Origin of the sequence: Natrinema sp. DC36 (assembly GCF_020405225.1) — an archaeon.
Lineage (GTDB): Archaea > Halobacteriota > Halobacteria > Halobacteriales > Natrialbaceae > Natrinema.
On sequence record NZ_CP084475.1, the window covers coordinates 72,318 to 85,551 of the forward strand.

Consider the following 13,234-nt stretch of genomic DNA (forward strand, 5'->3'; position numbering starts at 1 on the left):
CGAAAGCTAGTAATGAAAGAAAATGCCTGAATGTCAGAATTGTGGGTCCCATGTCACTGAACAATATGCCCGTGTGTTCACGCCAGATGGCGTTGATGAGCCTCGGGTCTGTCCACAGTGTCCCGATAAGCTTCGAGACGGAGCAGAGATCCGAGATGCAAAATCACAACGTCGGTGATCAATATCAACATTCATTTGAACGGTTTAGTAGAAATGAGTGAGATCCCCTCGACAAATACGTTTTCAGAAAAGTATATATTTAATATCTCGGCACTGGACTCCTCAAATATACTGCTGTTCTCGTATAATACTGGTGATTTGTACAATTATCGCATTCAATCCTCGTCATAACCGAACACATCTGTAAGTCCAGGGTCGAGACCGGATGCCGAATAGACGGTGAGCAGATCGCCGGCTTCAATCCGCGTACTCTCTCTCTCTATGCGTGATCGGCGGGTCTTCTCCTTCGCGGCCGATTGCGACAATAAGGACATCTTCGGGGAGATGAGCCTCGTCCGCTGCCTCGATGAGTGTCTTCCCGTCAATCGGCGCATTCCCGGTGACCTCGATCTCGAACACCTCTGTCTGTTCCCCGATCTGCATGTAATCGACGATCGCCGGGCGGACGACTGCGCGGTAGAGGTGCTCAACAATGAGTTCTTGTGATCTCCCGCTCTGTAGTGAGCGCGTGTTTCACACAAAAATACATCTGAAAAATAACAATCTAACAGAGCCGTCTTTTTTGAGATTGAGAGACCAGAGAGCTGTTCAGAAGACCGTTCTAGCGCTGTCATTACTACTCGCAGAGGTTGTCATGGTTGTCAATTTGTCCGTTGTGGATCACCCGATGGACAGGTATCGACTCGGTCTCAACCCGTCGGCTGTCGACGGACCAGATTCTCCCTCCTGGTGTAGCCGTCAATAGCTCACGTCTTCCGGTCGTGACGATTCGCGCAAATACCCGTCTTAGAAGAGGGTAATAACCCCGCCAAAGAAGCCGATCGTGACGACGAGTCGACCAAGACTACCAACGAACGTCGCGACTGCGAACTTCAGATAATCTTCTTCAAGGATCGAGAATGTGTAGATCGACAGCGTATCTGGAAAGAAGGGCACACACAGTGCGAGCGCTAAGCCACCGTATCCATACTGCCGAGCGAGCGTCATCGTCCGCCGTTCCGACCACTCGAGAATGTCGAACCGAGACCGACGTAACCTTCGAATGACGGGGCCTGCGTGTTTCACCTCCTGACCGAGGTGAAACGCTACGAGACTGCCAACGGACTTCCCCATCGCGCTTACGCCCATGATGAATCCAAGCTGGGTCCAGGGGGGTAGCCCGAGATCGAGCGGTGCCGCAAGCACAACCTCGCTCGGGCCGGGAAGCGCGAACGCAATCAAAAATGAGTAGACGAAAATGATCCCCAATCCAGGCCAGCCCGTCGCACTATCAATGGCAACGTGACCGTACTCCATTAGTACTGCTGTAACCTCACTCAATGAGATGTAGAGGGGGCGTGGGTTCGAAGAAAATCGGTTCACAACGGTGAGTGCCGGATACATCTGGTTACTCACCGGTCGAAAGTTCGTCGGACATCTCTTCTCGGAATTCGGTCCCGTCACGCGACTGGTTATCCGCCATTCCAGTTTGAATCCGAACCTGCGTTATGCGGGTCTCATCGACTGATTCGACCCGCAGTCGAACCACGTCACAGTCGAATGTTTCTCCCTGCTTGACTAACCTGCCCGCCCGATTAAACAGGAGTCCTGCTATCGTCTCGAACTCTCCACCATCTGGCAGATCAAGTTCAAGTGTTTCGTTGACCTCCGCAATGGCGACATCTCCGCGAACGAGCGCTGTCGAGTCATCAAGTTCCGTAATCGGTGCCTGTTCCGGCCCTTCGAGGATTTCTCCGACGATTTCCTCCGTGAGGTCCTCGACCGTTACGAGTCCTTCCGTCGTCCCGAATTCGTCGATGATCATTGCCATCTGCGTTCGCGATATCTGCATCTCCTCGAGGAGTTCGTCGACGGACTTGCTCTCTGGCACATGCTGGGGCGGGTCAAGGAGTTCAAGATCGCCAACGAAAGTGTCGCCGGGCGTGCCACGTTGTCGGGCATGGGCGAGTTCGTGTATATCTGCAGTTCCGACGATATTGTCGAGCGTTTCTGTGTAGACGGGGAGTCGCCGGTGGCCGCTTTCGAGACATCTGGTGATCGCATCGTGGAGTGTATCTGTCTTCTCGATTCCAACGATGTCCAACCGTGGGGTCATGACTTCCTTGGCGATCGTACTTCGAAACCGGAAGATGCGCTGGAACATCTCTCGCTCGTCTTCGTCGATGACACCCTCGCGTTCACCGGACCGGATCATCTCCTGAATCTCGTCGCGGGTTACGTACGAGTCCTCGATCGCTGCACGTCCGCCCGTCACGCGATTGACAAGCCGTGTGAGATGGTCGAACACGATGACTAGTGGGAATAAGACGTGTTCGGCGAGTTTGAGCGGGCGTGCAATCCGGAGCGCCCACGTCTCGGTGTTCTCGACAGCGTACGATTTCGGCGCACTTTCGCCGAATAGCAGGACGATAGCAGTGATCCCGAAGGTAGAGATGAGCACCGCTGGACCAGGGTCGAAGTAGAAGCCGACGATGGCGGTCGATATCGAGGACATCGCGATGTTGACGAGGTTATTGCCTACGAGAATCGTCACGAGTAGCCGGTGGGGGTTCGACTTGAGGGCTGCAACCGTGTCCGCACCGGGCGTTCCCTGCTCAACGAGGGCGTCGATACGATGCTTGGCGAGTGAGAACAACGCAATTTCAGACGACGAGAAGAACGCAGACAGACCGAGGAGAACAAGGAGAACCGCAGCGCCGATAAGTGTGATCGAAGTTTCCGAGTAGAGTCCGTCGACGCTGATTCCGAGAATGGAGCGCAAAGAAGTGGTCTCAAGCGGAGTGGCGGACAGAATCATTTACTACTATATGTCCTTGTTTAAGAAGCTGCTATAGGCTTTTTGATGGATCTCGTTGGTTCCGTGTGAAGCATCCAAGTGGGCGAATGATCATTCGGTGTTAGTACGGAAGGTAGCTCGACAGGACTCGTCGTGGAAACACCTTAGAAAGTACTCTCCGTATAACCCCGTACTGAGAGTATGTACAAGAACATCCTGTACCCGGTCGACGACAGTGAGGACTCGAGCGAGATTCTACACCACGTCGGTGAACTTGCGAACTGGGAAAACGCAACGATTCATCTCCTGTTTGTCGCAGATACGACGCGCGACAGCGTCACTGTCGTGGAAAACAGGGTGGTCGACGCACTCGTTGAGGAAGGTGAAGACATCGTCGAGGAGGCAAGCAAGACACTGTGCACGCTCGGTGTTGAGTACGAGACTGATGTCGTGCAGGGGAATCCAACGCCCACAATTGTCGAGTACGCCGACCAGTACGGGCATGATTTGATCGTGATGTCAACCCATGGGCGAAAGGGGGTATCACGGTATCTCCAAGGCAGCGTCAGCGAGAAAGTTGTCCGTCTCTCCACGGTCCCCGTCCTCACCGCGAGAATGCAGCCCGACGAGCAGCTGACGTTCCCCTACGAGAATGTGCTCATCCCAACGGATGGCAGTGCTAGCGCAACCCGGGCAGCGCAACATGGATTGGCACTCGCGGAGTCGCTTGAAGCAACCGTGCACGTCCTCTCCGTCGTTGATAACGCGTCGCTCGGCCTCGATATTCGGTCTGTCTCCGGGAAGGATCACGAACAGGCAGCAACGGAAGTCGTCAAGGAAATCATCACAGATGCGGAGACACATGGTGTCACCGAAACAGTACAACATGTCGAACATGGGGATCCTACGGAGGGAATTCGCGACTGTATCGACGCCAACGACATCCACGTTGTCGTGATGGGGACGACAGGAAGACGCGGCACGGATCGAGTCCTCCTCGGCAGCGTCGCCGAAAAGACGGTCCGCTCTACACCAGTGCCCGTGCTCACGATCGGTGGAACAGAGTAGGACGTCGACGCGACCCCCGCACCAGCGGAGACGATTATCAGTGAGAGGTGCTTGAGGAACGGCGCCAGCCCAATATCGGGAATGGAACTGTTTCTTCGCCGAGCGATTTACGACGCATATGCATTGAGAAGGGGAGCCTCAACCTCCCAAAATCGCGGTTGCTCCGGTTTGTTGAGCAAACATTTCACTTGGCTCGGCGAACTGTCGCTCGTTACTCCTCGAAGTTCTCGAAACGACGGTCCACACTCCATCAGCACACCGTCTTGCTCTGCCTTAAGGTACGGAAGACAACCAGAAAACACGACTCGCAGATCGCGCCGTCACTCACCAAGCGGAACACCAGCGAAGTAGCGATTCTTCTCGGTGACAAAGGCTATAACGATCAGAAGGTTTGTGCGCTAGCCCGTGATGAAGATGTTCGTCCGCTTATCAAGCATCAAGAGTTTTCGTCACTTCACAAGGCGTGGAATGCTCGACTGGATGCTGATCTCTACGGCCAGCGTAGTCAGAACGAGACAGTAAACTCTCGCCTCAAGCGGAAGCACGGTGCATTCGTCCGCTCATAGTGCTGGTGGAAGCAATTCCATGAACTCGCTATTGGCTGTCTCACTCACAACATCGACAAGACGGTCTAAATGTTAGAAATAAAATTTTCATCCATCGATTCACTCCATTGGATGGCATATGAGGGAGGCTCTATACTACCCAAACCTCATTACACGGTGGCCTCTGCTCTGTTCTCTCGCCATCTAGTAAACGAGAATCCAATGATGACTGCGAGGACAAGCACAATCAGAGCAGGAACGGTCTCACCTGAAAGAAATGAAAGAGTGTCTCTGGTCAAAAGCAAGCCTACTCCTGCCAAATGAAAGGTGCTGATTGTATCCATACGTCATAATTTCTGGTCGACAATAATAAAACCCCGAAACACAGGTTCTACTCAAAAGTCATCCCCATTCGTGTACTGTCTGCTCATCCCGTAGGCACTATTCAGATGAGGAGGTGTGAAGTAAGCACACCTACCTAACAGCTTTTTCAGCGGGAAAGGTGTCGAGACAATAGGGTTTCAACAGAGCCGCCTATTACTAAATGTCGAATAAATTCAGGCACCGCAGTACACTGAGCGGCGAGATTCGATCAGTAGTTTCTGATTAACAGATGAATAAGGAAGGGGAAATAATTTGTACCACGACTGATGACAGATCGGAATCGACGATCATTCGTAACGGCTGTTGCAGCAGCTGGAACACTTGGCCTTTCTGGCTGTCTCTCACAGTTGCGACAATGGCGGGGAAACGATAACACGTCGAACCAATCACCATCGAACGAAGACTCTACTGGATCTGGTGGCACTAACGGACTATCGAAGCTTCCCGGGGAATCAATCGAGAACTTTGAGACTCTCGACGAATGGAACGCAATGATCGACGCTGGTACTCTCAAGGCTGGGACGGCTGATCCGTATGGCGGCTCGCAGTCGGCAAAACTCACAGCGAGCGAGGACACGGAATATGCAGCGATCTACAAAATATTTGATGGCCAGGATCTGAGTGGGAAAAATCTATCTCTCGCAGTGAAATTTACCGGACGTCAGCAACTCCGACTCATGCTCGAACTGTTCGCACCGAACTCACGTAACGTACACGTGTTACATCGGACGCTTGTCGGGCCGGCCGATCGGTGGGTACGTGTTGACTTCGGTGCCCATCGGATTGAAACACAGCCCGACTTGGAAAACGTCCGGCAGATTCGGGTGACTGCTCGCCGCCGTGGTAATACGTCCGGTTCGATCGACTGCCAAGTCGACGACCTCCGGACTGTCGACCGTCCGAAGACGGGAAAAGTTATGCTCTTGTTCGACGGGACCCTCGACGAACACTATGCGCACGCGTTCAAGCAGATGGAATCCTACGGCTATGCAGGTGTCGAGGCAGTTATGCCTGAAGCCATCGGTCGAGACGACAGACTTACGATGGATCGGCTTACGGAGATGAATGACGCAGGTTGGGATATGGCAGCCAGACCACGAACTGGCGCGCACTTCCTCCACGAATATTCTCCCGAAGAGCAACAGGAAATGATCCAGTGGACAAAGTCATTTCTCGAAAGTCGTGGCTTCGAAGACGGTGCACAACACTTCGTCACACCAAAGAACGTACTCAGTCCGACTGCTCGCGATCTCGTCACGGAACACCATGAACAGGCGTTCCGATTCGGTGGGTGCCCAAATGGGTTACCGCTTACGGATCCACACAACATTGGATTCCTCTCCGGCAGTGCTGGGGATGAAACGAGAACGTATATCGATTATGCTGCACAGTACGGCCAGCTCGTAGTATTGAAGTTTGATTATATCGGCGGTGAAGATGGGATGAGCGAACAGGCATTCGAACGCGTTCTTAAATATATCGACGGACAGGATGTCAAGGTCGTGACTGCGACCGAACTGTTAGAATCGTAATAACAATCGCCCACAGTTTAAAACACGGTATCTCAATTACGGAGGGGTGAGACGATATTTACCTCGATCACTGATGAAACAGGATGAGTGTTTTCAGTCACTATCACAAGGTGGTTCCGTAAACTACCCTACTTCGCTCGTTGAGGGGAGGGCTTTGATGTGGACTCCCGGCAATCAGTCCCTAGTAATAGGCTGGTGACTCTTGCCGTTCAACGCCCCACCATTCACACGCACGTCTACTGGTGTCGAAGGAAATCGGAGATTTTCTGACCATTGGAAAACTTCGTTTTCCAAGACGTCTCCGCCCCCCGACGTGGGCGAGGAACGGAGTCTGTGGTGCCGCTTCCGGGCGTATCGTAGCCCGATATTTTTCGCTGTGTTGTAGTCTGCGTTAACCTCATACCCGCACTTCTGGCACTGAAAGAGTTCGCCCTCGCGGTTGTCGCGGTGCGTGAACCCACAGTCCGTCCGAGAACAGCGTTGGGATGTGTGGTTCGGCACGACCTGCTTTGCCGTGACGCCACGTTCCGGGGCCTTGTACTCGACGTACTCGAATAGACGCCGAAACGCCCAGATGTGGTGCTACTTCGCCTATGGAAGCCGTTTGCGGATGTCTGTTAGGTCTTCAAACACGATTACGTCGCAGTCGTGTTCGACGGCTTCCGTGACAATTTCGTTAGCGACGGTGTGGCGCTCCTTGAGGTCGGAGAAACCACCTGTATTATGCTGAATCACGCGTGGCATCCGCGACGAACAGGACGTGAATCGTTGCGTCGGCCCAGTGAGCGATGTCTGTAGCGTGGTACAGGATGGCTGCCGCGCCGTTGCTCCCGTCAAACGGGAAGAGAACGTCCTCATACATAGTCCCATAACAGCCGTGTTTAGGCGCGAAAATTCGAGAGCAAGAAGGTCTACAGGCCGAGAATAGACACACAGAGGTTAGAAATAGAATCGCCATCGGGAAACTGGTCTCTCTAATTTCAGTTCTGCAGCCGTTTTATCGAGGTTGGAGGGACACCATCGCCTCGACCATGGATCAAAACTTTCGACGAGGTTCCGTATGGAGAATCAGCATCGAGTCGCAGCATCGCTCTCACTAGCGTCTAAACAAGACCTCCCATAACAGAGTTCGATAGCACATCGCTATTGGCTTTGCATCCTTGCAGTAAGTGGAAGTGCCTTTCTGTCCTTAACTCCGTAGTAAAGCATTCACGCTTACCGGCCGGACGACTTCAAACGTCTCCGTCAGGCGACACTGAGTGTCACTATTGACTGAAATACGAGAAAGAGAAGGGCTCATTAGCCAGTAGTGTGAGTTTCAGAACATGGCATCGTGGAAACGGGATTTTGCAAGCGGGATCGTCGTCCTCGGTCCTATTCTCATTACGCTCTACGTTATCTATTGGCTCTATGGACTGGCCGCTGGTCTGACACCGGGGCTAATTCTTAACGCCGACACACTTGAGCCGCTCATTTCGGGCTCAAGCGCGTCTGCTGAGCAAATACGCGAGCAAATAGCCCAATTTTTCCGCGTAATCACCGCGCTGACTGTGTTTGCCATCCTGACGTTTTCGATCGGGTATCTTATGCGGACGACCATCGGTGGGCTGGTCGAACGACTCGTCGACAACCTAGCGAATCAAGTGCCTGTGATCCGACTCGTCTACAACGCCTCGAAGATGGCCGCTGAGACGGCCTTCGGCGAGCAGGAATCGCTCCAGAAGCCGGTCAAGATCGAGACCTGGGAAGGATTACGGATGACGTCCTTCAAGACCGGAAAGGTGACTGACGACGGCCGCGAAGTCTTATTCTTGCCTACCTCGCCGAACATCACGACGGGCTACGTTGTCGAAGTCGAACCCAGCGAGATCACCGACCTTGATGAGAACGTCGAAGACGCGCTGACGCGCGTGCTCAGCGGTGGGTTCGGTGACGCAAACCATCGCGATATGGATGTCGACATCTCCATCGACGAAGCGAAGACGAGCAGGACCGACGACTAACAACGAAAGTACGCTTCTCTCGGGTCAGAGCGCGATGTGCGTGCCATATTGATCATCGTCCCGCTCGCTTAACGGTCTCATGGCCGTCCCTATATGATGTTCACGGATTCTACATGCCTGTTGGTCTGAAATTCGACACCTTCGACGTCTGAAAGCTCCCGTACACTCCAGTAAGAGAGAGAACCACGATAAGGGCCCCGGCAATACCGTTGATCCCGATGACCAGTTCTCGAGTAACGCCGAGGACATGCGGTGCTACCGCGATCCAAATTCCAAGTAGGGTAGTGAGCCCCGCGACGATGATGCTTGGGAACCGTCGTTCGCTGACTAGATAAGACTGCAACGATGCAAGGAACGCAACCACTGCGCCGACAAGAACATTCTGGATTCCCATAAAGTTGGTAATCGTGAAAATAACCGTTGATACCATGATGAACGTACCGAACACTGCTGCCAGCCTGGCTGTCCGTTCAACGAGTACTAATGAATCGTCCGCAGACAGCGTCCGACTCATATGAGGATGTATGTGCACTTCGTATTTCATAGTGGCGGACAGATCTCTCTCGAGGAGGTCCCATTGTTTCGAATCTATTGATAACGGATTCGAGACGTGTTCCTGGACCGGTGCCGAAGACGCGACACCGACGGTAGCACTGCTCCCCGTCAGGAGCACGGAACAACACGAACCACACGCATCCGTCGGTACGGACTCAATCATCACCCGTCCGATGGCTGCAGAAGTCGACCGGCGCAGCGAGTTCGATTCAATCGCCCTGCCAACGCTACCGGTTGACATTGCGACGTATCACGGTCACTTTCCAGAGACGTTATCGGTTTCTGCGGAGACGCTTCGACAGTACGTCCGCGACGTTCTCGACTCATTGTCGGATTCGAGCGTCGAGGTGGTCGTGTTCGTCAATGGCCACGGCTGGAACGGCAGAATGCTCGGGAATCTGGCCCGTAATGTTGCCGACGACTCTATAGTCGACTTCGAAGCGTTTCTCTGGGAGTGGATGCGCGCTCTGCGGACGACCACGTCGGCCACGCGAGAGAACTTGAGACATCCGTGCACCTTCACATCTGTCCCAATGATATCGGCGAACCGGTCGAGGGCGACGCCACGGTGTGTGACAACACGGTCGCGAACGTGATCTGACTGACAGCAAAGGATATCAGACTGAAGCATCTCCGTATGGCACAAAAGTAGTTAGACGGAGCGCGCCCAGAGATATTCGCTTGAATCGCGAGACATTGGCCGTGAACGGCGAGTATGAGACTACCAGCAATGGCCAAAACGGGAGTTCACGTGAACACCCCACCCTCAATGAAGCAGACGGCGAAACCGTGAGCAAGTAGGTAGTCTACTATCAAAAATTGACCTGAAAAAGCCGAGTCCGTCACTTGTCCTCGGACAGTAGGGGCCGGGTTGAATTCGTGACAACCAACAGACTACTTGCACCCATCGCGAGCGCTGCAAAGAGCGGGTTCAAAAGACCGATAACGGCCAGTGGGATCGCGACCACGTTGTAGCAAAACGCCCACGCGATATTGCCTTTCACGCGTCGGCTCGTCGCTCGAGCGAGTTCGAAGACCGTACCGACGGACGCGAGGTTGTCATCGACGAGGGCGACGTCCGCGGCGTCAGCAGCCATCGCAGTACCACCACCCAGAGCGATTCCGAGATCGGCAGCGGCTAACGCCGGTGCGTCGTTGGTACCATCACCGACCATCACTGTTTGTCCCACTTCGTTAAATCGCTTGACAGTCTCCGCTTTTCCTTCCGGGGGAACACCCGCAAACACATCATCGACAGCAGCGTGCTCTCGAAACTGCTGTACCGCTTGAGCATCGTCTCCAGTGAGCACGACAACATCCTTTCCGTCGTCCGAAATCGATGCTACCGTCTCGTCCCAATTCGCTCGCAACTCGTCACCGACGACGATAACGCCCTCAGCGGTCCCGTTGCAACCGACAGCGACCGGAATTCGTCCTGTTTCACGACTGCTGGCAATTCGGTCGGTGATATCCGTAGGGACTTCCCAGCCGCGATCGCGGAACAGATCCGGATGACCGACAATGATCTCGTCACCATCGATGATACCCGTGACTCCGTTACGGTAACTGTCGAATGAGTCGACGCGATCGTCCGTTGAACTGGCGTCCGACATGGACTCGACCGATTCACCGTCAGGCACCGGTCGTTCAGCAGCAATGGCTTCACCGATCGGATGCGACGATCGCTCTTCGAGAAGCGCCGCTTTCTCGAGCAACTCTGTTTCAAGGTCGGTATCAGTGAGAGTCATTTCACCCGCCGTCAGCGTGCCTGTCTTGTCGAAGATGACAGTATCTGCATCACGAATTCGCTCGAAGATACTATCATCGAAGACGACGATCGAGCGCTCTAACGCGTCGCGGATACCTGCAGCGACTGCAAGTGGCGTCGCCAGCCCGAGTGCACAGGGACAGGAGACTATTAGCACCGTGAGCCCAACTAGGAGAGCGGAAACGCCATTACCAAGGAGGAGATGCACGCCCGCGACGATAACTGCGAGAGCGAGAACGACTGGCACGAAGATCGTCGCCAGTTTGTCCGCGAGTTTCTGAATACCGTGGGAGTCGCTCTGGAGGTCCCAGACGAGTTCAGAAATCCGATCGAGACTACTCGTCGCGTCTTCTCCGACGCGGACAGTCACCGCGCCATCTGTCACCATCGAACCGCCGACGACGGCATCACTCGTAGTCTTCCGAACGGGAAGGGACTCACCGGTGACGACCGCTTCGTCGACGGCTGCGTCACCGTCGACGATCTGACCGTCGACGGGAACCCGTTCCCCGGACCGAACTAACACATGATCATCGACCTCGAGGTCCTCAACTGCGATGTCTTCGTACTCTCCATCCTTGCGAACGCGACGGGCCTCGTTGACCTGGATAGATGTCAGGTCGGAGAGGCGCTCAGTCGCCTCTTGCTTGATCGATGATTCGTAATAGTTGCCAACCGTGACGATGACGATTATTGCAACGGTCACGTCGTAGTAGATGTGCTCGCCACCGAATACGACCGAGAGCGTACTGTAGAGGTACGCACTCACGGCCGCGATTGCGACGAGCAGATCCATGTTCGGAGACCGTGTCCGAACGCTGACGTACGCGCCCTGTAAGATCGGTTTTCCAGTCACGGCTAGGATGATCGTCGTGAGCGCCGCGATGACGACGTAGAAGGGCGTGGCGACAGAACTCGCGAGCGCACTTTCAAAAAACTCTGTGACCCGCTCGCCGTAGAACAGGCCACCGAAGTACGTAGGATAGATAATGACAAGATACTGCAGCATCACGGACATCCCCATGAGGACGCCAACCGCGACTCGCCCCATCTCCCAATTGTTGGCTCTTCGGCGGCTAAACGTATCGTCACGGGTGTAGGCACTATAGCCGAGCCCGCTGATCTCATCCCGGAGATCGTCCTCCGAGACACGATCTGGATCGTGATCGATTCGAACCGTATCGGTCACGTAACTTGAGCTAGCATTACTGACACCGTCGATCGTCGTCGCGGCCGATTCGATAAACGCCTCGCAGGTCGCACAGTGCATCCCGTCGACTTCGAGAAACGTCGCCTCGTGATCCTGCGGAACCTCGCGATCGATCTGTGAATTATTTCGAGCGCGGCGGACGTCTTCGGTGTCGATATCGTCGACATCACCGAGTGCGTTGTAGACGTCACGACAGCCGGTACAGCAGAACTGGTTTCCGTCCTCTACAATGTCGTTCCCTCCAATGGGGAGGTCACAGAGTGTACAGCCGGCTTCTGACACAGTACAGTCAGACATTTGTTAGTTACTGATGACAGTCGCTGTGATTTTCTGTGTGTCGATACCATCGTAGAACGGTAGTTTCGGGTGTGGGATATGGATTCCCAGTCCCATCAATCCGTGCGCCAGCAGGACGTACCCGAGCGCGACGAACGCGACCCCAAGCAGTCGATGTATGCGCCGGCGATGACTGACATCGATGGAATCGATCACGGTTCCGTACACGAAAACAGTGGGAATCGTGCCAACGCCGAGGGCTGCAAGTGCAACTGCGCCCCCGGCAGCTGAGCCGGTCGCAAAGGCGTACAGGAATGCTGGATAGAGTATCGGACACGGGAGTAAGCCGTGAACTGCGCCGAGTCCGACGATACCAGGGCCATTCGCAAATCGATCGACATGCACAGTGAGCCATACTGTGATAAGCTCAAGCCCAGGGAGGTGAACACCTCCCGTCGTTCGGCCGAGGATATAGTATGCCCCGGTTATCATGATGAAGGCACCAACGACGAGACCGATCCCGCCACGGGCAGACTTGATAACGGATGTAAGCGCTGCTGTCGTCACGAATACTGTTCCACCGAGTGCGCCAAACACCGCACCGAGAAGCGTGTAACTCGCCGCTCGCCCGATGTTGAACAGCGCGTGCTGTCGGACCTCGTAAGTCGTGAGACGACCAGCACGAGCGTTGTCTGCCGTCCCGTCGTCCATCCGGCCCGCATATATCGTTACGAGCGGTCCACACATCCCGATACAGTGTGCTCCAGCGAGAACTCCGATCGCGAGAAACAACAGCACGTCGATGCCAAGGAATGGAACCTGATTCATAGCTGTCGGTTCGAACTGCGATATCGGTCAAGCTAGCCGTTCGAGGTAGTAATATATTTTGTCACGCCACCCTCAGTTTACAGCGCATCAGCAACCGATTGTTCATCCC

General features: G+C 54.3%; 9 protein-coding genes and 4 pseudogenes. 5 read left to right on the forward strand and 8 right to left on the reverse strand.

Annotation, left to right across the window (positions count from 1 at the left end):
- Nucleotides 1-335: 335 nt before the first annotated feature.
- The 3 genes and pseudogenes from LDH74_RS24635 to LDH74_RS24645 all read right to left on the reverse strand — a co-directional run.
- Nucleotides 336-663 (reverse strand): annotated as a pseudogene (locus LDH74_RS24635) (TrkA C-terminal domain-containing protein); the annotation flags it as partial.
- A 303-nt stretch (nt 664-966) separates the two neighbouring features.
- On the reverse strand, nt 967-1,476 hold the full coding sequence (locus LDH74_RS24640; protein ID WP_226043298.1) for a VTT domain-containing protein: 510 nt from the start codon (nt 1,474-1,476) through the stop codon (nt 967-969).
- Nucleotides 1,477-1,567: 91 nt separating this feature from the next.
- Complete coding sequence (locus tag LDH74_RS24645; RefSeq protein WP_226043292.1) at nt 1,568-2,941, reverse strand: hemolysin family protein; 1,374 nt, start codon at nt 2,939-2,941, stop codon at nt 1,568-1,570.
- Nucleotides 2,942-3,157: 216 nt separating this feature from the next.
- Between LDH74_RS24645 and LDH74_RS24650 the strand changes: the two genes are divergently transcribed.
- From LDH74_RS24650 to LDH74_RS24660, 3 genes and pseudogenes are all read left to right on the forward strand, one after another.
- The gene (locus LDH74_RS24650; protein WP_226043293.1) at nt 3,158-4,024 is read left to right on the forward strand and encodes a universal stress protein; all 867 of its coding nucleotides are present in this window, start codon (nt 3,158-3,160) and stop codon (nt 4,022-4,024) included.
- Nucleotides 4,025-4,146: 122 nt separating this feature from the next.
- Nucleotides 4,147-4,659: pseudogene (locus LDH74_RS24655) on the forward strand (transposase).
- A 560-nt stretch (nt 4,660-5,219) separates the two neighbouring features.
- Nucleotides 5,220-6,485: a hypothetical protein gene (locus tag LDH74_RS24660; RefSeq protein ID WP_226043294.1), complete on the forward strand. Its 1,266-nt coding sequence runs from the start codon at nt 5,220-5,222 to the stop codon at nt 6,483-6,485.
- Between the two features lie 174 nt (nt 6,486-6,659).
- On the opposite strand, the pseudogene LDH74_RS24665 reads toward LDH74_RS24660, so the two are convergent.
- Nucleotides 6,660-7,175, reverse strand: a pseudogene (locus LDH74_RS24665) (transposase); the annotation flags it as partial.
- Between the two features lie 37 nt (nt 7,176-7,212).
- A pseudogene (locus tag LDH74_RS24670) lies at nt 7,213-7,347 on the reverse strand (universal stress protein); the annotation flags it as partial.
- Between the two features lie 463 nt (nt 7,348-7,810).
- Here LDH74_RS24670 and LDH74_RS24675 point away from each other — a divergent pair.
- Nucleotides 7,811-8,488 (forward strand): DUF502 domain-containing protein, encoded by a 678-nt coding sequence (locus LDH74_RS24675; RefSeq protein WP_226043295.1) that lies wholly within the window; start codon nt 7,811-7,813, stop codon nt 8,486-8,488.
- 109 nt (nt 8,489-8,597) lie between these two features.
- Here LDH74_RS24675 and LDH74_RS24680 read toward each other — a convergent pair whose 3' ends face one another.
- Nucleotides 8,598-9,002, reverse strand: a complete 405-nt coding sequence (locus tag LDH74_RS24680; protein ID WP_226043296.1) for a hypothetical protein — start codon at nt 9,000-9,002, stop codon at nt 8,598-8,600.
- A gap of 10 nt (nt 9,003-9,012) precedes the next feature.
- Between LDH74_RS24680 and LDH74_RS24685 the strand changes: the two genes are divergently transcribed.
- Entirely contained in the window at nt 9,013-9,639 is a 627-nt protein-coding gene (locus LDH74_RS24685; protein ID WP_226043170.1) for a creatininase family protein, read from the forward strand.
- A 246-nt stretch (nt 9,640-9,885) separates the two neighbouring features.
- Here the strand turns inward: LDH74_RS24685 and LDH74_RS24690 are convergent, their stop codons facing one another.
- Both LDH74_RS24690 and LDH74_RS24695 read right to left on the reverse strand, forming a co-directional pair.
- Nucleotides 9,886-12,318, reverse strand: coding sequence for a cation-translocating P-type ATPase (locus LDH74_RS24690; protein WP_226043171.1), 2,433 nt, complete (start codon nt 12,316-12,318; stop codon nt 9,886-9,888).
- A gap of 3 nt (nt 12,319-12,321) precedes the next feature.
- On the reverse strand, nt 12,322-13,125 hold the full coding sequence (locus LDH74_RS24695) for a sulfite exporter TauE/SafE family protein (protein ID WP_226043172.1): 804 nt from the start codon (nt 13,123-13,125) through the stop codon (nt 12,322-12,324).
- Nucleotides 13,126-13,234 lie beyond the last annotated feature (109 nt).